At 41.2% G+C, this 19,885-nt stretch carries 21 protein-coding genes; 16 read left to right on the plus strand and 5 right to left on the minus strand.

Translation table 11 applies throughout. The features are described from left to right. Positions 1-11: 11 nt before the first annotated feature. Positions 12-905, minus strand: a complete 894-nt coding sequence (gene gldA, locus F1E73_RS09555; RefSeq protein ID WP_150451796.1) for a gliding motility-associated ABC transporter ATP-binding subunit GldA — start codon at positions 903-905, stop codon at positions 12-14. Positions 906-1,338: 433 nt separating this feature from the next. On the opposite strand from gldA, the gene F1E73_RS09560 reads away from it, so the two are divergent. The 12 genes from F1E73_RS09560 to F1E73_RS09615 all read left to right on the plus strand — a co-directional run bounded on the left by F1E73_RS09560 (position 1,339) and on the right by F1E73_RS09615 (position 13,041). After that, positions 1,339-2,169, plus strand: a complete 831-nt coding sequence (locus F1E73_RS09560; protein WP_086475510.1) for a prephenate dehydratase — start codon at positions 1,339-1,341, stop codon at positions 2,167-2,169. Next, entirely contained in the window at positions 2,166-3,308 is a 1,143-nt protein-coding gene (locus F1E73_RS09565) for a pyridoxal phosphate-dependent aminotransferase (RefSeq protein WP_150451785.1), read from the plus strand. Before F1E73_RS09560 ends, F1E73_RS09565 begins: the two co-directional genes overlap by 4 nt. 90 nt (positions 3,309-3,398) lie before the next feature. Further along, entirely contained in the window at positions 3,399-4,256 is an 858-nt protein-coding gene (locus F1E73_RS09570) for a prephenate dehydrogenase (protein ID WP_086475512.1), read from the plus strand. An 11-nt stretch (positions 4,257-4,267) separates the two neighbouring features. After that, a complete protein-coding gene (locus tag F1E73_RS09575; RefSeq protein WP_086475513.1) occupies positions 4,268-5,350 on the plus strand; it encodes a bifunctional 3-deoxy-7-phosphoheptulonate synthase/chorismate mutase type II in 1,083 nt (360 codons plus the stop codon). Between the two features lie 167 nt (positions 5,351-5,517). After that, positions 5,518-6,204 (plus strand): head GIN domain-containing protein, encoded by a 687-nt coding sequence (locus tag F1E73_RS09580; protein ID WP_086475514.1) that lies wholly within the window; start codon positions 5,518-5,520, stop codon positions 6,202-6,204. A gap of 309 nt (positions 6,205-6,513) precedes the next feature. Next, positions 6,514-7,464 carry a ribosome small subunit-dependent GTPase A gene (gene rsgA / locus F1E73_RS09585; protein WP_086475515.1) on the plus strand — a complete coding sequence of 317 codons (951 nt, stop codon included), beginning with the start codon at positions 6,514-6,516 and terminating at the stop codon, positions 7,462-7,464. After that, positions 7,464-7,916: a D-aminoacyl-tRNA deacylase gene (dtd, locus tag F1E73_RS09590; RefSeq protein WP_086475516.1), complete on the plus strand. Its 453-nt coding sequence runs from the start codon at positions 7,464-7,466 to the stop codon at positions 7,914-7,916. The genes rsgA and dtd overlap by 1 nt, the downstream gene beginning before the upstream one ends. A gap of 69 nt (positions 7,917-7,985) precedes the next feature. Then, positions 7,986-8,312, plus strand: a complete 327-nt coding sequence (locus F1E73_RS09595; RefSeq protein ID WP_086475517.1) for a nucleotide pyrophosphohydrolase — start codon at positions 7,986-7,988, stop codon at positions 8,310-8,312. Positions 8,313-8,393: 81 nt separating this feature from the next. After that, positions 8,394-9,623 carry a 3-phosphoshikimate 1-carboxyvinyltransferase gene (locus tag F1E73_RS09600; protein WP_150451786.1) on the plus strand — a complete coding sequence of 410 codons (1,230 nt, stop codon included), beginning with the start codon at positions 8,394-8,396 and terminating at the stop codon, positions 9,621-9,623. A 94-nt stretch (positions 9,624-9,717) separates the two neighbouring features. Continuing rightward, the gene (queA, locus tag F1E73_RS09605; protein WP_086475519.1) at positions 9,718-10,767 is read left to right on the plus strand and encodes a tRNA preQ1(34) S-adenosylmethionine ribosyltransferase-isomerase QueA; all 1,050 of its coding nucleotides are present in this window, start codon (positions 9,718-9,720) and stop codon (positions 10,765-10,767) included. Positions 10,768-10,855: 88 nt separating this feature from the next. After that, the gene (gene rlmN, locus F1E73_RS09610; protein WP_150451787.1) at positions 10,856-11,902 is read left to right on the plus strand and encodes a 23S rRNA (adenine(2503)-C(2))-methyltransferase RlmN; all 1,047 of its coding nucleotides are present in this window, start codon (positions 10,856-10,858) and stop codon (positions 11,900-11,902) included. 203 nt (positions 11,903-12,105) lie between these two features. Further along, positions 12,106-13,041: a polyprenyl synthetase family protein gene (locus F1E73_RS09615; protein ID WP_223883401.1), complete on the plus strand. Its 936-nt coding sequence runs from the start codon at positions 12,106-12,108 to the stop codon at positions 13,039-13,041. Positions 13,042-13,193: 152 nt separating this feature from the next. On the opposite strand, the gene F1E73_RS09620 is transcribed toward F1E73_RS09615, so the two are convergent. After that, positions 13,194-13,472 carry a zinc-ribbon domain-containing protein gene (locus F1E73_RS09620; protein WP_150451788.1) on the minus strand — a complete coding sequence of 93 codons (279 nt, stop codon included), beginning with the start codon at positions 13,470-13,472 and terminating at the stop codon, positions 13,194-13,196. 116 nt (positions 13,473-13,588) lie between these two features. On the opposite strand from F1E73_RS09620, the gene dnaG reads away from it, so the two are divergent. Further along, positions 13,589-15,565, plus strand: coding sequence for a DNA primase (gene dnaG / locus F1E73_RS09625; RefSeq protein ID WP_086475522.1), 1,977 nt, complete (start codon positions 13,589-13,591; stop codon positions 15,563-15,565). Positions 15,566-15,664: 99 nt separating this feature from the next. On the opposite strand, the gene F1E73_RS09630 is transcribed toward dnaG, so the two are convergent. Together F1E73_RS09630 and nadE are read right to left on the minus strand one after the other, a co-directional pair. After that, positions 15,665-16,294, minus strand: a complete 630-nt coding sequence (locus F1E73_RS09630; protein ID WP_150451789.1) for a response regulator — start codon at positions 16,292-16,294, stop codon at positions 15,665-15,667. 144 nt (positions 16,295-16,438) lie between these two features. Continuing rightward, positions 16,439-17,251: an NAD(+) synthase gene (nadE, locus tag F1E73_RS09635; RefSeq protein WP_086475524.1), complete on the minus strand. Its 813-nt coding sequence runs from the start codon at positions 17,249-17,251 to the stop codon at positions 16,439-16,441. 94 nt (positions 17,252-17,345) lie between these two features. On the opposite strand from nadE, the gene gldB reads away from it, so the two are divergent. From gldB to F1E73_RS09650, 3 genes are all read left to right on the plus strand, one after another. Continuing rightward, positions 17,346-18,314, plus strand: coding sequence for a gliding motility lipoprotein GldB (gldB, locus tag F1E73_RS09640; RefSeq protein WP_223883402.1), 969 nt, complete (start codon positions 17,346-17,348; stop codon positions 18,312-18,314). Between the two features lie 33 nt (positions 18,315-18,347). After that, the gene (gene gldC / locus F1E73_RS09645; protein WP_086475526.1) at positions 18,348-18,683 is read left to right on the plus strand and encodes a gliding motility protein GldC; all 336 of its coding nucleotides are present in this window, start codon (positions 18,348-18,350) and stop codon (positions 18,681-18,683) included. A 106-nt stretch (positions 18,684-18,789) separates the two neighbouring features. Next, positions 18,790-19,167 (plus strand): hypothetical protein, encoded by a 378-nt coding sequence (locus F1E73_RS09650; RefSeq protein ID WP_086475527.1) that lies wholly within the window; start codon positions 18,790-18,792, stop codon positions 19,165-19,167. A gap of 91 nt (positions 19,168-19,258) precedes the next feature. Here the strand turns inward: F1E73_RS09650 and yihA are convergent, their stop codons facing one another. Then, a complete protein-coding gene (gene yihA, locus F1E73_RS09655; protein ID WP_086475528.1) occupies positions 19,259-19,873 on the minus strand; it encodes a ribosome biogenesis GTP-binding protein YihA/YsxC in 615 nt (204 codons plus the stop codon). Positions 19,874-19,885: the final 12 nt, after the last annotated feature.

Genomic DNA, 19,885 nt, shown 5'->3' on the forward strand with positions numbered 1-19,885 from the left:
AGGACCGTAAACTATTGGGTTAATTCGGTAAAAAGGCTTTCTAGGTTCTTGTTTTTTCTGCTTAGTTGCAGGGTTTTTAGTTGATTGTCATAGGCGAAGTCGAACACCGCAGGTCGCATATCCTTATCCGTGTCAAAGGTAATTTCGTAGCTAAACCCCCCTGTGTTTTTTACGGTAATGGCGTGGTCCAGTTTTTTAAGAAAGGCTTCTTCCACCCTAAAATCGAACTCTACTACCAAAACTTGCTTTTCCTCTTTACGCAATTCGGAAAGTGTTTGATTGGCCACGATGTTCCCCTTTTTAATAATGATGACCCTATCACATACAGCTTCTACCTCCTTTAGGATGTGGGTAGATAATAAGATAGTTTTCTCCTTGCCAATTTCCCTGATCAAATTTCTGATTTCCAATAATTGATTAGGGTCTAGTCCGGTAGTAGGCTCGTCCAAGATCAACACCTCAGGGTTGTGCAATAAGGCAGCAGCCAATCCTACTCTTTGTCGGTACCCCTTGGAGAGTTGTCCAATCTTTTTATGCGCCTCGGGCAATAATCCCGTTTGTTCCAAGACCACGGGGATTCTTTTTTTGTCTACTTGGTAAACATTGGCATTAAACTCCAAGTATTCCTTTACATACATATCTAAGTAAAGAGGGTTATGCTCTGGAAGGTATCCAATGCTTTTTTGGACCTTTTTAGGCTCTTTGCCTACATCAAAAGAGTTTACCTCCGCACTACCTTGGTCTGGACTGTAATAAGTGGTTAAAATCTTCATCATGGTAGATTTGCCAGCCCCGTTAGGACCTAGGAATCCAACTACCTCCCCTTTGTTTATGGTGAATGAAACATCGTTTAGCGCTATTTGATCGCCAAAAGATTTCGTTATGTTTTTTGCTACTATGGACATAGGGTTCGTTTTCACCAAAAATAAGGGTTTTTCCATAACCTTTGTTTGTCGTTATATTTCCTTTCTCAATTTTAGTTTAATGGGGTGGTAATCAGGGGGGATCCGTCGGTGTTTAAAAAGGGAGATGCGAGATTCTTAAGATGCCAGGTGTTTTGAGGTCGATTTCCTAAGTTGTTGTGTATGAAACTGCGAAATGTGAAAAAAGAATAAATTTAAGCAGAAGTTTTGAAATTAATTATTACTTTAGCCCAAGTTTTAAAAGAAAATGACAAAGCAATATTTCGGGAACGGTTTTTATTTTTACTTCTTTTTTCAAAGAGGCATGGGGCTGTTCTAACATATTTTAAATGTATATATAGATGAAAGTCCCGTGTAAAGCGGGACTTTTTTTTTGGGGTAAACTAGGATAAACTCCGTTTGGAAGAAAATAACAATGGCATTAAAAATAGCAATACAAGGAATAAAAGGTTCTAATCACCACCAAGTGGCCAAGAACTATTTTGGGGATAAGGTAGACTTCGTGGAATGTCCCTCTTTTGATAATTTAGTAGATCAGTTGCTGCTAAAAAAGGCAGACACTGGCGTATTGGCTATAGAGAATTCCATAGCGGGGTCTATTATTCCAAATTATGCACTGGTCTTTAGTAAGAACTTACATATCATAGGGGAGCAATATTTGAATATCCACCATCATTTAATGGTCCTTAAAGGACAGACGATGGAGGATGTAAAAGAGGTGCATTCGCATCCGATGGCCCTGTTGCAGTGTAAGGAGTTCTTTAAAGATTATGGCCATATAAAATTGGTAGAAGATGTAGATACGGCAGAGACCGCCAAAAGAATTCAAGAGAACCAGTTAAAGGGAATTGCAGCCATTGCGCCAAAGGTGGCTTCGGAACTTTACGATCTAGAGGTTATTCAGACCAACATACAGACGATAAAGGAAAACTCTACCCGATTCATTATCGTAAAGACCCAAAACAAGGTGTGGCCAAAGGAAGAGATCAACAAAGCTTCCGTACGTTTTTTAACGGATCATAAAAGGGGGAGTTTGGCAACCATTTTAAATGTGATGAGCGATTGTAACCTAAACCTAACTAAGATCCAATCTTTACCAGTGATAGAAATGCCTTGGAAATACTCCTTCTTTGTGGACGTTACCTTTGAAGCGTATGAGCATTTTGAAAAAGCCAAATCGCTGTTGGGAATTATGGCAGAAGAATTTAAAGTATTGGGTGAATATAAAAAAGCCAAAAGAATATGAAAATCGCAGATAGATTAAGTTCGGTGGAAGAATACTACTTCTCTAAAAAATTGAGGGAAGTAAGGGGATTGGTGGCAGAAGGGCGACCCGTGATAAACATGGGGATTGGGAGTCCGGATATGGCGCCTTCCCAAGCAGTATTAAACGCGGTTACAGAGGCCATTGTCCATGACGGGGCACACCAGTACCAAAGTTATCAGGGATTGCCCGAATTAAGGGAGGCCTTTACGCAGTTTTATAAGAAGCGCTTTAAGGTGGTGTTAGACCCCCAAAACGAGGTATTGCCCTTAATGGGTTCTAAGGAGGGGATAATGCACATTAGTATGGCTTTTTTAAATAAAGGCGATGAAGCATTGATCCCAAATCCAGGCTACCCCACCTATACATCCGTAACCAAGTTGGTGGAGGCAGTACCTCGCTATTACGATCTTACGGAAGAAGGAGGCTGGTTTCCAGACCTGGAGGCGTTGGAAAAACAAGACCTTTCCAGGGTAAAGATCATGTGGACTAGTTACCCTCACATGCCAACGGGAGCAACTGCAACCGTAGCTCAATTGGAAGAGCTTGTGGCCTTTGCAAAGCGAAACGCGATTTTATTGGTGAATGATAACCCATATAGTTTTGTGTTAAACGAACACCCCATCAGTATTTTGGGTGTAGAAGGTGCTAAGGAGGTGGCCTTGGAATTGAATTCCCTTAGCAAAACTTTTAATATGGCTGGTTGGAGAGTAGGTATGGTCCTGGGAAATGCAAGGCATATTGAGGCTATTTTAAAGGTAAAGAGCAATATGGACTCTGGGATGTTCTACGGCATTCAAAAGGGAGCCATAGCAGCCTTAAATAGCGATGACGCCTGGTTTCAAGAGCTAAGTAAGGTGTACGATAACCGCAGGGAGTTAATCTATCAATTGGCAGATAAGCTGAACTGCGTGTACGATAAAAAGGCCGTAGGAATGTTTGTTTGGGCCAAACTGCCCGAAGGAATCTCCTCTGCCGAAAATTTTATTGATGAGGTGCTTTATGATAAAAATATATTTATCACCCCTGGCACCATATTTGGGAGTAATGGAGAGGGGTATATAAGGTTTTCTCTCTGTGTAAAAGCCGATCAAATAAAAGAGGCGATTGAACGATTTTAAAAATAATAATTTGGATAGGATAAGGCTGTTGTACAAGGAGTTAAATGCAGATCTCCAGTTTTGTTCTTTTAGGATATAAGTAGCGTAACAATGAATGTATTTGTAATAGGAGTAGGATTAATAGGAGGTTCTTTTGCGAGGGATTTAAGGAAGGTAGAACCCAATGCCCGAATCTATGGGATTGATGCCAATATTAGTCATTTGGAGGAGGCCTTGTCCCTTTCCATAATTGATGAAAAAGCAGACTATAGCCTACTTCCACAGGCAGATCTTGTGATGGTGAGCATCCCTGTGGATCAAATGGTGCGGGAATTGCCTATTATCTTGGATGCCGTACACGATGAGGCTATTGTAATGGATGCAGGCTCTACAAAATCCTTGATCTGTAAAACTTTGGAGAACCATGTTAACAGGCGTAATTTTTTAGCATGCCATCCTATTGCGGGTACGGAATTCTCTGGACCGTCCGCGGCAATTGAAGGCCTGTTCGATGGTAAGACAAATATTATTTGCGAAATAGAGAAAACGGCATTCAAGCTTCAGGAGCGCGCCCTAAAGTTGCTTCAGGAAATGGGGATGAGAATCCGATATATGAATCCCGTGGCACATGATAAGCATATTGCCTATGTTTCGCATTTATCACATATCAGCTCTTTTATGTTAGGAAAGACGGTTATAGACAAAGAGCGAAATGAACGTGATATTTTTGACATGGCGGGAAGTGGATTTGAAAGCACTGTACGCTTGGCAAAAAGCTCGCCTGCAATGTGGACGCCTATCTTTAGACAGAATAGGGATAATGTGATTGAAACCTTGGACGAGTACATAGCCAACTTGCAGTCTTTTAAGCAAATGCTAGTGGAAGACGATTATGATGGCATTTATGATGAGATGAACAATACCAATAAAATAAAGGGAATATTAAACGGAATACCACTTAATAAATAAAGAGTAGAGAAATGGAAAATTCAAAACAAATGAGAGCATGGTTGGACGATATGAAATTGGACCACCCATTAGTGATTGCCGGACCATGTAGTGCGGAGACGGAAGAGCAGGTAATGCGAATTGCAAATGAGTTAAAGGATACCGATGTAAATTACTTTAGAGCCGGAATCTGGAAGCCAAGAACCAGACCTGGTATGTTTGAAGGGGTTGGGGCATTAGGTCTAAAATGGTTGCAGAAGGTAAAGGCAGAAACCGGATTGAAAACGGCTACCGAAGTGGCTAATAAAGCACATGTAGAGTTGGCTTTAGAGCACGATATAGATATGCTATGGGTAGGAGCCAGATCAACCGTAAGTCCATTTATCGTTCAGGAAATTGCAGATGCATTGGAAGGCACGGATAAGGTGGTATTGATTAAAAACCCGGTAAACCCGGATTTAGCCTTGTGGTTGGGGGCTGTAGAGAGATTACATTCTGCCAATATTAAGAATTTAGGGGTAATCCACAGAGGGTTCTCTACCTATGAGAAAACCAAGTACAGAAATATCCCAGAGTGGCAAATGGCGATTGAACTGCAGACTAGGTTCCCAGACCTTCCTATAATTAATGATCCTTCCCATATTACTGGGAAAAGAGATATGGTTTTTGATGTTTCTCAAACAGCCTTGGACCTTAACTTTGATGGATTGATGATAGAAACCCACTACGATCCGGATAATGCTTGGAGTGATGCTGCTCAGCAAGTGACACCAGCTACCTTGGTTCAAATGATGAGGGATCTTAAGATGAGAAAGGAAACCAACGAGGAGATGGAATACAAAAACAGTTTAAGCAACCTAAGGGCCCAGATAGATGTTATTGATAATCAGGTAATCGATATTCTTGGAAAGAGAATGAAGATTTCGGATAGCATCGGGGAATTGAAGAAGCAAAAGAACGTGGCTGTATTACAAAGCAACCGATGGAATGCCATTTTGGGGAATATGATCTTGGAAGGGGAAGCTAGAGGATTGAGCGAAGAATTTATTCTTAAAATGTTCAAGGCCATCCACCAGGAGTCTATTAATCACCAGGAGCGAATTATTAATTCATAAGGCGATAAAAGCAGTTTTATTCAAAAAAAACCCGCCTTACGCGGGTTTTTTTGTGAATTGTTTTGCGCTGTGAAAGGGTGATAAGTGAGGGGTGTCTGGTGAAATTATACATAACAAAAGAACCACATCGTAGGGATTAAAAGCTTCGGTGGATAAATAAAAACAATATGAAAACGAAAATTATAGTAGCAATCTGCACCTTGTTGGGTTCCTATTCCATGCTGGCCCAGCAGAAAGTAGAAAGGGCGGTGGGCGACTTCAATGAGGTGAAGGTGTACGACTTAATTGAGGTGAGCCTACTCAAGGCTGAGGAAAGCAAGGTGGTAATAAAGGGAGAACACGCAGAGGAGGTTCAGATTATTAATAAAAACGGAACGCTAAGGTTGAAAATGGCCTTCAATAAAAAATTCCGTGGAGAAAATACCTTTGTAGAGGTGTATTATAAGGAGCTTGATTTGATAGATGCAAACCAAGGGGCCAAGATACGGGTAGTGGAGCCCTTGTCGCAAGAGGCAGTCCGACTTAATGCTCAGGAAGGTGCCACAATCCATGTGGAATTGGCCGTGCAGGAGGTCCGCTCTAGGTCCATTACAGGAGGAATTGTAGAGGCTTCTGGAGCCACAGAAAAATTGGAGGTAGTACTGGGCACAGGGGGTGTTTTTGAAGGTAAGTCCTTGAAAAGTGAAGAGGCAACCGTAAGAATTACTGTTGCTGGGGAAGCCGAAGTATATGCCTCGGAGAAGGCGGATATCAATATGAGGATTGGGGGGAATGTAGTGCTCTACGGTAATCCCAAGGAAATAAACCAGAATAGTTTTGCCGGAGGGAGAGTGAAGGTCATCGGTAGGGACTAGTTATTATCTAATGGCTAATTGCCAGTCCGTGATAGCAATGAAGTAGAGGCCGAAAAATTCCAATTTCTTGGAATTTTTCGGCCTTCGTATTTTTAAGGGGAGGGTTGGAAATTTAGTGGTGAGCGGTACATGTTTTCTGCTAGTCTTGTCCTATGTAAGCTCCTTGGATACTAGGAGGGTAGCTAGTAAAGTAGTAGAAATTGAATAAAGTGTGAGGGTGTAGGGTTTAAGAGGTTGATCGTTACACTGTAACAGCTGGTTTTGTGAAACTAAAGTTGTTTCTTTGTAAAATAAAAGACGAATGAATACATGAAGGGAACCGTTTATAAATCTACTGGAAGTTGGTACACCGTTAAATCGGAGGAAGGCGTATTTTATAACTGTAGGATCAAGGGAAGATTCCGTTTAAAGGGAATAAAGAGTACTAATCCTATAGCTGTAGGCGATAAAGTAACTTTTGACGAAGACCCTTCTTCCGAGGAGGCACAGGGCGTTATTACGGAAATACAGGACCGGAAGAATTATATTATTAGGAAATCGGTCAATCTATCCAAGCAGACCCATATCATTGCCTCTAACCTGGATCAAGTATTTTTGATCGTGACCCTAAACAACCCTACTACTTTCACCAATTTTATTGATCGCTTTTTAGTAACGGCAGAGGCCTATAACATTCCCACAATATTACTATTCAATAAAATTGACACTTACAGTTCGGAAGAACTGGATGAGATTAGGTACTTGGCTGCCCTTTACAGGGAAATAGGCTATACCTGTATTGGGATTTCGGCAGCAAGCGGGAAAAATGTAGACAAAGTAAAAGAATTGATGCTGGGCAAAACCAGCATGTTCTCTGGTCATTCTGGCGTGGGAAAATCTACTTTGGTCAATGCTATTGAACCAGAGCTGAATTTAAAGACCAAGGATATTTCCAGTCAGCATTTGCAAGGGCAGCACACTACTACCTTTGCAGAAATGTTTGACCTTAATATTGGGGCTAGAATAATTGATACCCCAGGTATTAAAGGATTTGGGATCGTAGATATGGAGCCAGAGGAAATTGGGGATTATTTTCCCGAATTCTTTGAGTTGAAGAGTGAATGTAGGTTTAATAATTGCCTGCACATAGATGAGCCACAATGCGCTGTAAAAGAGGCGCTGGATCAGGATAAGGTGGCGTGGAGTAGGTATAAGAGTTATGTGCAGATGATAGATGGGGAAGAGGAGAATTACAGAACGGATATTTACGGAGAAAAATAATGAGAGCAGTAATACAGAGAGTTTCCCAGGCGAGTGTAACTGTGGAAGGTGAGGTAATTTCAGAGATTTCTAAGGGGGTTTTGGTGCTTTTGGGGATAGAGGAAGCAGATGGGGAAGAAGATATCGCATGGCTTTGCAGAAAGATAGCCAACCTTCGGATATTTAACGATAGTGAAGGAGTAATGAACGAATCCTTACTACAGCAAGAGGGCAATGTAATTGTGGTGAGTCAGTTTACCCTTCATGCCGCTACTAAAAAAGGAAATAGGCCCAGTTATCTCAAGGCGGCCAAACCGGATACTGCCATCCCATTATACGAGCAATTTGTAGCCCAAATGGAAAAGGAAATTGGGAAAAAAGTAGGAACAGGCGTTTTTGGTGCAGACATGCAAGTGGCCATGATCAATGATGGACCCGTTACTATACAAATTGATACAAAGAACAGAGAATAGGTTATTACTCCGGTTGTAATAGATGTGAAGGAGTAACGGAATTACAGTTTTGTCAAAAATTTCGAAATAATGAACATAAAAGACGCGCAGTTAGCGGTAGATGAATGGATAAAAGCCCACGGGGTACGATACTTTAATGAGCTTACCAATATGGCTCAACTTACCGAGGAGGTAGGGGAGGTGGCACGTATTATTGCTAGGCGATATGGAGAGCAAAGTGAAAAGGAATCGGATAAAGATAAAGATCTAGGGGAGGAATTGGCAGATGTGCTTTTTGTGGTGCTATGCTTGGCCAACCAAACCGGCATCAACCTACAGGAGTCTTTTGATAAAAAACTGGACTTAAAAGCAACTAGGGATCACGATCGTCATCACAGCAATAAAAAGCTGAAATAATAGTATATTTGTAGCTTGCGTTTTTTGGGCATCACCAAAAAATAAAGAAAATCAATACTATTATTATAAATCCCGAATATTTTGAAAGTATATCTATCTGCCCCGCCCAGCTCTTTGTTAAAAGCTAAAATAAAAATAACCGGATCTAAGAGTGAATCCAACAGGCTCTTGCTTCTGCAGGCACTTTATCCCACTATTGCTATAGAGAACCTTTCCAACTCGGACGATGCCGAGGTAATGCAGAAAGGTCTTGCTATAGCTAATGGCACTGTAGACATCCATCATGCCGGTACGGCAATGCGCTTTTTAACAGCTTATTTTGCCACTCAGGAAAACAAGGAGGTGGTGCTCACAGGTTCTAAACGGATGACGGAACGACCTATAAAAATTCTGGTGGACGCCCTAAAGGAATTGGGAGCAGCTATCCATTATGAAAATAATGAGGGGTATCCCCCTATTAAAATTAAAGGGCAGAAGCTGACCAAAAGCAAGGTGAGCTTGCCTGCCAATGTGAGTAGTCAGTATATCTCTGCGTTGTTATTGGTAGCGCCTAGCCTAGAAAATGGGTTAGAATTAGAACTGGTAGGGAAAATTACTTCAGTGCCCTACATTAAAATGACCTTAGGACTACTTGCCCAGATAGGCGTGGAAAGTTCTTTTGAAGGCAATACCATTAAGGTGCTGCCCCAAAAATCGGTTAAAGCCGCTACGCAAGTAGTGGAGTCCGATTGGAGCTCTGCCTCCTATTTTTATAGTATTGTGTCGCTTTCTGATGTGGGGTCGGAAATTACCCTATCCTCTTATCGCAAAGACAGCCTGCAGGGAGATAGTGTCCTCGCCGAAATTTATAAGGATTTTGGTGTGGAAACCGTTTTCGGGGAGCACGAAGTTGTATTGCGTAAAACCGCAGCAGTAAGCGATAAGAAGATTGAGATAGATCTTGTGAATGCGCCGGATATTGCACAAACCATTGTTGTGAGCTGCTTTGGCCTCGGAATTGGATGTCACTTAACGGGCTTGCATACGCTTAAAATAAAAGAAACGGATAGGCTAGAGGCCTTAAAGACGGAATTGGGAAAATTGGGTGCCCCTATCTCGGTAACGGACAAGACGTTAACCTTGGAGCCTTCTAGTCAGATAAATAAAAATATCGCGATAGATACCTATAACGACCATAGAATGGCAATGGCTTTTGCCCCCTTGGCACTAAAAACCGACCTGTTTATCAATGATGCGGGGGTAGTTTCTAAATCGTATCCCGATTTTTGGAAGGATATGGAAAGTTTAAATTTTCCAGTAGAAATTAGCTAATTGTGATTTAAATGCCAATTTACTTGACAACCCCTATGTCAACATCGTATATTTGCAGCCGCAAAAGTTTAACTTTAAATAAGGTAAATACTAAATGAAATTATCGCACTTCAATTTTGAGCTTCCACCGGAATTATTGGCGGAGTACCCTGCAGAGAACCGGGACGAGTCCAAATTAATGGTAGTACACAGGGAAACTGGTAAAATAGAACACAAACTATTTAAAGACCTAATTGATTATTTTGATGAGGGCGATGTTATGGTGCTCAACAACACCAAGGTATTTCCAGCAAGGTTGTACGGGAATAAGGAAAAGACCGGAGCTAGAATAGAAGTATTTCTATTGCGCGAATTAAATGAGGAGCAAAGACTATGGGATGTTTTGGTAGATCCTGCCCGTAAAATACGAATTGGTAATAAATTGTATTTTGGAGAGGATGAATCTTTGGTAGCAGAGGTAATCGATAATACCACCTCTAGAGGTAGAACATTGAGATTCCTTTACGATGGCTCTTATTACGATTTTAGAAGAAAATTAAAGGAATTGGGGGAAACTCCTTTGCCAAAATATATTAAAAGGGTGGTAGAGCCTGAGGATGCTAAGCGCTACCAAACTATTTATGCCAAGCATGAAGGAGCCGTTGCGGCACCTACTGCAGGGCTGCATTTTTCCAAGCACTTATTAAAAAGATTGGAAATTAAAGGGATAGATTTTGCTGAGCTTACCCTTCACGTAGGACTGGGAACTTTTAACCCTGTGGAGGTAGAAGACCTTTCCAAGCATAAGATGGATAGCGAAGAGCTGGTAATAGACGAGAAGGCTACGGAGATAGTAAACAACGCCAAGCGAGAAAAACGTAGGGTGTGTGCCGTAGGTACCACAGCCATGCGTGGCTTGGAAAGTGCGGTTTCTACACAGCAAACGCTGAATACGTTTAATGGGTGGACCAATAAATTTGTTTTCCCTCCTTACGAATTTAGTATCGCAAATGCTATGGTGACCAATTTTCACTTACCAAAATCAACCCTATTGATGATGGTATCGGCCTTTATGGGGCACGATCTAATGAAGAAGGCCTATAAGGAGGCGATCATGGAAGGCTATAAGTTTTATTCTTATGGAGATGCCATGCTGATCATATAAGTAGGAAAAAATAATTTGAAAATCCCGTACAAATGCAGATTATTCTGGATTGGCGGGATTTTTTTGTTTAATCAATTACCTTTGTGCCGTGGAATTAGCTAAGAAGAAAAAGGACATAAGAGCGTTTACCAAAGATCAACTCAGGGAATTTTTTATTTCCCAAGGGGATCAACCCTTTAGAGGCAATCAGGTTTATGAATGGCTCTGGCAGAAATCGGCCCATAGTTTTGAGGATATGACTAACCTCTCCAAAGAAACTAGGCAGATGTTGAAGGATAATTTTGTGATCAACCACATCAAGGTAGATCAGATGCAGCGCAGCAGTGATGGCACTATAAAGAATGCCGTTCGCCTGCACGATGACCTGGTGGTAGAATCGGTCCTTATTCCCACCAAAACAAGAACTACCGCCTGTGTATCTAGTCAGGTTGGTTGCAGCTTGGATTGTAAATTCTGTGCTACTGCGCGACTTAAGCGGATGCGAAATCTAAATCCGGATGAAATTTACGATCAGGTAGTGGCTATTGATAATGAGAGTAGGTTGTATTTTGATAGGCCTTTGACCAATATTGTTTTTATGGGGATGGGAGAGCCTTTAATGAACTATAATAACGTTCTAAAGGCCATAGAGAAGATTACTTCCCCCGAAGGCTTAGGGATGTCGCCCAAGAGGATTACGGTCTCTACCTCCGGGGTTCCCAAAATGATCCGTAAAATGGCCGATGAGGGAGTGAAGTTTAACCTTGCCGTATCCCTGCATTCGGCAATAGATGAGGTTAGGACCTCTATTATGCCCTTTAATGCCACCTTTACCCTAGCCGATCTTAGAGAGGCCCTGGAGTACTGGTATCAGAAAACCAAGAGTAGAATCACCTATGAGTATGTGGTTTGGGAAGGGATTAACGATAAGCAAAAGGATGTGAATGCCTTGGTGGAATTCTGCGGATTTGCACCTTCCAAGGTAAACCTAATAGAATACAACCCTATTGACGATGGTCAATTTAAACAGGCCAGTAACGACGCCATTGATAGGTACGTGAATACCTTGGAAAGAAATGGAATTACCGTAACGGTTCGTAGGTCGCGAGGGAAGGATATTGATGCCGCCTGTGGGCAATTGGCCAATAAATCATAAAGGGGGTTTCTTCTTGTTCTGTATTTTATAAGGTTTGTTTTTCTGCGAAGCCTTAAATTCAAAAGATTGATCTTATATTAAAAAAGGACTATCTTTTACTATTTTTTTTGCCTAATTTTGCGCCACAGAATCACCAATCAAAATATAGTCCTATCTACCCGTTAAAAATTGTATCCCAGATAAAGGAGCCGATAAATATGGAAATGGAGCTTTTTGAAAAAAAGTTCTACGAATCCATGTCCTCTAATGTGGCGTTGCTAAATAGGATTACCTATTATATCGTTAACCGTAAGGGTAAGCAAATGCGGCCTATGTTCGTGTTTCTAACGGCCAAAATGCTTAACCAGGGACAGGTGAATGATAGGACCTATAGAGGGGCGGCAGTCATAGAGTTAATCCATACCGCTACTTTGGTTCACGACGATGTGGTGGACGATAGTAACAAGCGAAGGGGCTTTTTCTCCATAAATGCCCTTTGGAAGAACAAAATTGCCGTACTAGTGGGAGATTACCTCCTTTCCAAAGGATTGTTGCTTTCCATAGATAATGGGGATTTCGACTTGCTGCGGATTATTTCCGTTGCCGTTCGCGAAATGAGCGAAGGGGAGTTGTTGCAGATAGAAAAGGCAAGACGCCTAGATATTACCGAAGAAGTTTATTACGAGATTATCAGGCAAAAGACAGCTACCTTGATTGCTGCTTGTTGTAGCTTGGGGGCCTGCTCCGTAAAGCCCGATTCTGAGGATGTAGAAATCTTTAGGAAATTTGGAGAGCTTATTGGTATGGCCTTTCAGATTAAGGACGACTTGTTTGATTACGGGGACGAGCGCATAGGGAAACCTACCGGGATCGATATTAAAGAGCAGAAAATGACGCTTCCTTTAATTTATGTGCTTAACAACTGTAGCAAGGAAGATAGGAAGTGGTTAATCAACTCCGTTAAGAATCACAATAAGAACAAAAAGCGGGTGAAACAGGTAATCGCTTTTGTAAAGGAAAACGGGGGCTTGGAATATGCCGTTAAGAAAATGCTGGCATATAAGGAAGAAGCACTTGCCCTTTTGGAGCCTTATCCCGATTCGGACTATAAAAATTCACTGATCATGATGGTGAATTATGTGGTAGATCGAAAAAAATAATACAAAATATCTTTCGACCTTCTTTTTGACGGGGTATAAAAATCATCTTCCCTCTTAAAGCAAATAAAGGCAGGGCATCATTTCCAGGGAACTATTCCTAGATCTGGATCAATGGATTATTGTGTCTCTATTGTAGGATGTAATTTATGTACTTAGGATTCGTTTTTAAGAGCCAAACGGATAGTGTCCTGGCTAACCCCTTGTTGCTGTAGTACCTCGGTAAATTCGTCCTCATAATAGGTTTTCTTGCAATGGGAACAGCTAATAATTGTGGAGGTGCTGATCTTAAAGAGCGAGATCCAAAAAAGGTGGAAATAGGTGCTGCTGGTCACCGCAGTGAGCGTATTCTTTTGTTCGCAATAGGGGCAAGCAATGTGCGGAATAGTTTTAGTGAATGTTTTTCCCGGCTTGGTACCCAAAAATAAAATCATTGACTATTTCTTATTAGTTTTAAATAGGTGGATAAAGTTACGCATTTTGGGAAGGAAATGAATGGTTTTCCTCTTTTTGAAATAGTATCTTTAGCCATTGTAAAAAACACGGTAAATTGATTTCAAAAGCTACTATAGATCAAGTATATGAGGCCTCCAGGGTAGAGGAGGTGATAGGTGAGTTTGTGCAACTAAAAAAATCGGGCACCAACTTTAAAGGGCTCAGTCCGTTTAGTGATGAGCGTACCCCTAGTTTTATGGTTTCTCCCGTAAAACAGATCTGGAAAGATTTTAGTAGTGGCAAAGGGGGGAATGTAGTGGCATTCTTAATGGAGCACGAACATTTTACCTATCCGGAAGCCATTAAATACCTTGCCAAAAAGTACAATATAGAAGTAGAGGAAACCCTACAGACCGATGAGGACAAGGAGAAGTTAAATGAGCGGGAAAGCATGTATCTCGTTTCGGAATATGCCAAGGATTATTTTTCTGAAATTTTATGGGAGAGGGAGCAGGGCAAGGCTATTGGATTAAGCTATTTTAAAGAAAGGGGCTTTACGGACGAGACCATCAAAAAGTTTGAGTTGGGCTACTGCCTAGATCAGTGGGATGGCTTTACTAAAGCTGCATTGGACAAGGGGTATCAGTTAGAGTACCTAGAGAAAACGGGACTCACCATAGTGAAGGAAGATCCTGCGAACCCCAATAATAAAAGAACTTTTGACCGCTTTAAAGGAAGGGTGCTCTTTCCAATCCATAGTATGAGTGGACGGGTCTTGGGGTTTGGTGGACGTATATTGACCAACGAAAAGAGAGCGGCTAAATATTTAAACTCCCCAGAAAGTGATATCTACCATAAGAGTAGGGTGCTATACGGTATTTATTATGCTAAGCAGGCAATAGCCAAAGAAGACAATTGCTATTTGGTAGAAGGATATACGGATGTAATACAGATGCACCAACGCGGAGTGCACAATGTAGTGGCATCTAGTGGAACTGCCCTAACTCCAGATCAAATTAGACTGATTAACAGGTTGACCAAGAATATTACGGTGTTGTTTGATGGGGATGCAGCAGGGCAAAGGGCGTCCCTTAAGGGGATAGACCTTATTTTGGAGCAGGGTATGAACGTAAAAGTATGTTCATTTCCGGCGGGAGAAGATCCGGATAGTTTCTCCAAAAACAATGAGTATGAAGCGGTAGTGGCGTATCTCCAAAAACATTCCAAAGATTTTATACAGTACAAGGCTTCCCTTTTAGTAAACGAGGCAGCCAATGACCCTATTAAAAGGGCAGATACGGTACGGGATATCGTAAATAGTATTTCTAAAATCCCAGATAGGATTAAAAAGGAAATCTATATCCAGGAGTGCTCCCAGATTATGAAGGTTTCCGAAGCGGTACTTTTTAATACACTGGCGCAAATTGGGAAAAAAGATTCGGCAGATGCACAGAGAAAAGTGAAGCAACAGCCACCTACCTTTGATGTGGTTAAAGCCGAGCCGCAAAAGAAATTGGATGTTCAGTACGAGTTGGAGCGAAAGATTATAGAAATCTTGCTGCTTTATGGAACTATGGAGGCCGAGTTTGAAGATCTGGTCTTAAAGGAAAATGAGCAGGGAGATTTGGAATTGGAGCCCGAATCGATTGATGCAAAAGTGTTCGAGAAAATATACCTAGACTTACAGGATGATGAGGTGGAATTGGCGAATGAGCAATTTCGTAATATTTATTACAAACTCATAGAGGAAATGAATGAAAAGGAAGATTTTTCCATTACATCGTTTATGGCTAACTTAAATCAGGAGTTGGCATCGGAAATTTCCTCCATATTAATGGAAGAGGAGAAGTATTCTTTACATCAATGGGATCGCAAGGAGATTTATCCGAAGGAAAAGGAAGTTGGAGTGGCGCAATTGGTGAGTGAAACCATATTAACCTTAAGGTGTTATCTGATTAAAAAACGTATAGCTTCCCTACAAGAGAGTACAGAGGAAAACCCCTCTGAAACAGTGGAGACATTAGAGGAAATAATGAATTATATTCAGTTGAATGTGCTCCTCAATAAAAAATTGAACAGGGTTTTTTCATAAAGATATACACTATTCCCAGAGGTTTGTATAATACGATAGTAGTGGGTTTAACTTTTTGTGAGTTGAACCCCTTCTTCAATTGAACCCTGCCCTTAGGTGTTAGTACAGTTCCAAGGCCTTTGCCTGCTGTAATAAATCTACAAGATTGTCTACGTTTAGTTTACGCATCAATCGTGCTTTGTAGGTGCTTACAGTTTTCTCGTTCAAGTTAAGGTCTTGTGCAACCTCTTTGTTGCGTTTTCCGCTAGCCAATAGCTTAAGAACCTCTACCTCTCTTGAGGATAGTTTTCTAAAGAATCTCCTTGGCTTTTGGGTGCCCTCATCAAATGCGAGGCGCTGGGCTAGTTCGTTGGTGATGAACATGTTACCCTCACTTACCTTTCTAATGGCGCTTACCAAGTACTCTAGGTCAGAGGATTTGGAAAGGTAACCAAAGGCGCCTGCACGGATAGTACTTAGGGCGTAAACGTCTTCAGACTGGCCGCTGTAAATCAAAACCCTTATGCCAGGGTATTCCTTTTTTATTTTTCTTAGCGTTGCAATACCATTAATGGTAGGGATGTCCATCTCCAAAAGTATAATGTCTGGGGAACTGTTTTCTAAATAGTTGAAAAGTTCCGAGGTGGTTGCAACATCGCCTATCACTTGAATATCGGAAGTGGGCTCTAAAACCTGTTTAATACCCACTCTTACAACGGGATGATTGTCTGCAATTAAAATTTTAATCATTTTAGATGGTTTTGTAGATGCCAATTTTCACAACTGCGTCTTTGATTGCTGACACGTATTGTAAGATTAAACAATCCTAGTTCTTACACAAAGCTCTTGCTTTTAAATAGAAATCAAAAGTTTTACTCTGTATATTCGATTTAATTACTTGGTTCTTAGGTGAGATGCCGTTTTTAGCTCATTTGGAATTTCACAAACGGGGATTGGAACCATTTTATGCCTGTTCGCCTTATTTAGGCTATTAAAGATACGGAAAATTTCCTTTTCTCTGTCAATAAAATCGGATTCAGTCTTTCCATTTTCAAACATCTCCATGGCCCACTCCAATTCAGGGTAGGTAGCTCCCAGTTGATCTTCGTCTGTTCTATCGTCGCCCCAAAGTCCGTCCGTAGGTGCCGCCTGTATAATTTCTGGGATTATGCCCAGTACATTCGCTATTTCGTAGACCTCAGATTTTAAGAGATCCGCAATAGGACTTAGGTCTACCCCGCCATCACCGTATTTGGTGTAAAACCCTACACCAAAATCTTCTATTTTGTTACCGGTACCTGCAACCAGGAGTTTGTCTAAGGCCGCAAAATAGTACAGGGTGGTCATTCGTAAACGCGCCCGGGTATTGGCTAAGGACATAAATCTATCTTCCTCCTTGTCTACGCTGGGGACACTTTCTACAAAGCTGTCAAAAACCGGTGTGAGGTTAATAGTATTGCTTCTAACATTTTGGAAGTTGTCTTTTAGCCAATTAATATGGTTAGTTGCGCGCTCTTCCTGATTTGCCATTTGATGAATAGGCATCTCCAAGCAAAGTAGTTCCAATCCGGTCTTAGCACATAAGGTGCTCGTTACGGCAGAATCTATGCCGCCGGATATACCGATGGTAAATCCCTTCATCTGTGCCTTTTCGGCGTAATCTTTTAACCAGTCAACAATATGGTCTATAACTTTTTCGGTTTGCATCTAAAGGGTTTATATGATTTTAAAAACTTAACTTTGCACAGTAAAAATAATACCTAAGGACTAGAATATAAAACATTATCATATTTTGTTGAGAATGCACAGCGCTAAATGGCTCTTAAGTCTGTTAATGATAGCTTTCTACGGTTGTGGGGAGATTGATAAAACGGCTGAGGAAATTTCAAAAATAACGGTGGAAATGGAGGTTTCCAGATTTGATAAGGAGTTTGCTCAGGTAACGCCAAGCGGTATTCCTCAATTGAAGGAAAAATACCCCTATCTATTCCCGGAAAAATATCCAGACAGTGTTTGGGTGGCTAAAATTCAGGATAGCCTTCAGTTGGCACTATTGGAGGAGGTTCAGTTGACTTTTCCTGATTTTGATAAGGAAAAGGAGAGGTTGGAAAACCTATTTAAGCATATAAAATACTATTATCCCAAAAGTCCATTGCCTAAGGTGGTTACGGTAACTTCGGATGTGGATTACAATAACAGGGTGATTTTAACAGATAGCCTATTGTTAATTGGTCTGGATAATTATCTAGGGCCCTCCCACGAATTCTATAGCGTAATCCCAAAATATATAGCTCAAGGCCTGGATAAAAAATACTTGGAGGCCAATGTGGCAAGTGCCTTCGCTAAAAAAGTGATTCCCACCCCTACGGAAAGGTCATTGCTTTCTTGGATGGTCTACTACGGAAAGGAGCTTTATTTAAAGAGTACGTTGTTGCCGTTGGCCTCAGAGGAGGTGGTGCTGGGATACCGTGCGGAGCAATTGGAGTGGGCAGCTGCAAATGAAGAGCAGATTTGGAGGTACTTTATAGAGCGAGAACTTTTGTATAGTACAGATAATAAATTGGGACCCAGATTTCTGGATCTAGCTCCTTTTTCCAAATTTCAATTGGAATTGGATAACGAGTCGCCTGGTAGGATAGGTCGGTATATTGGCTGGCAGATTGTAAAGGCGTTTATGGATAATAATGAGGTTGGGCTGCAGGAGATGTTAGTCTTGCCAGGGGAGGAATTATTTAGAAAGTCTAGATATAAGCCCAGGAAATTGAATTAGGTTTTATTATTGAAATTATATTAACATACAAGCATGTCAAAATTACATACATCGGAAATTAATTTAGAAATTACTTTAGATGAAAACCGGGTTCCGGAAAAGCTAATGTGGTCCGCAGAGGATGGAGGCGTCTCCAAGGAGGAGGCAAAAGCAATCTTATTGTCTGTATGGGATAGTAAGAATCAAGAGTCCTTAAAGATTGATTTATGGACCAAAGATATGCCGGTAGACGAGATGCGCGTTTTCTTTCATCAAACCTTAGTGTCCTTGTCTAATACCTTTTACAGGGCAACGCAGGATGAAAAAATGACGGCAACTATGAAAGATTTCTGCGATTATTTTGCGGAGAAATTGGAGTTGAAGAAATAACCAGATATTATAAGGGGCTTAAAGTAGGCCCCTTATTTTTTTTGTATAAATGAAAGTTCTATTCACCTGTCCCGACTAATTATTCTATAGGTTTAACAAGGGCGCTATGGCTGCAACAACAAGTAAACACTTAGTGTTTGTGTACAATGCCAAATCTGGACTGGGAAATTCGTTAATGGATGGGGCCCATAAGATTCTTGATCCGAAGACGTATGCTTGTTCCCTTTGTGCCATAACGCACGGTGCCTTTACGGAGAAAAAGCGTTGGAAAAAGTTTAGGGAGGAATCTGGTTTAACAATGCAATTCCTGTATAAGGACCAGTTTCTTAAAAAGTATGGAAATACCCAAGAAGGGGAGGTAAAGTTCCCTGTTATCTTTGAGTTGGTCCACGGAAAACTCCAAATGTTTTTAAATGCAGCGGCTATAAACGCCCTAAAAGATCAGGAGGGGCTTATTCAAGCAATCCAGGAGCTTGGGGTTTGAAGCAAGGAAGCCTTAGGCTTTAGGTTTCATTTATAATGGCTAGCCCTTGTTGATTTGAGAGGTAATGTTAGGATTGAAAAAAAAGTATCTCCTAAAGTGTGGCTTTAAAAAAGCTTTCGTTTAACGAGTCTATGTAGTCTAGGAGCTCTTCTTGGCCTAGTCCACTGGCGGAGGAGGTTACAAAGTATTGTGGCGCTTCTTCCCAGATTCCTTCTAGTAATTTGTGGATGTAGTTGTTTACGTGATTCTCAATGGCTTTGGGGCGTAGCTTATCGGCCTTGGTGAAAATTATGCAAAACGGGATCTGATTTTCGCCCATCCATTCCATAAACTCAAGGTCTACTTTTTGGGGTTCGTGTCTAATGTCGATCAAAACAAAGGCGCAAACCAATTGTATGCGCTCCAAAAAGTAGTCGGTAATGTATTTCTGAAAGGTTTTTTTGTCCTTTTTGGAGACACGTGCGTAGCCATATCCAGGTAAATCTACTAAGAACCAATTCTCATTGATTTTAAAATGATTGATCAATTGGGTCTTACCGGGCCTGCCCGAAGTTTTGGCCAATCCCTTTCGCTGCGTAAGCATATTGATAAGGGACGATTTGCCAACGTTGGAACGTCCTATAAAAGCGTATTCAGGTATCGGGTCCTTTGGACAATTGGATACATTGGAATTGCTCATAACAAAGTCGGCCGACTTTATTTTCATAGGTGTTCAGTT

It is taken from the genome of Arenibacter lacus, from assembly GCF_008711145.1.
GTDB classification, from domain to species: domain Bacteria; phylum Bacteroidota; class Bacteroidia; order Flavobacteriales; family Flavobacteriaceae; genus Arenibacter; species Arenibacter amylolyticus.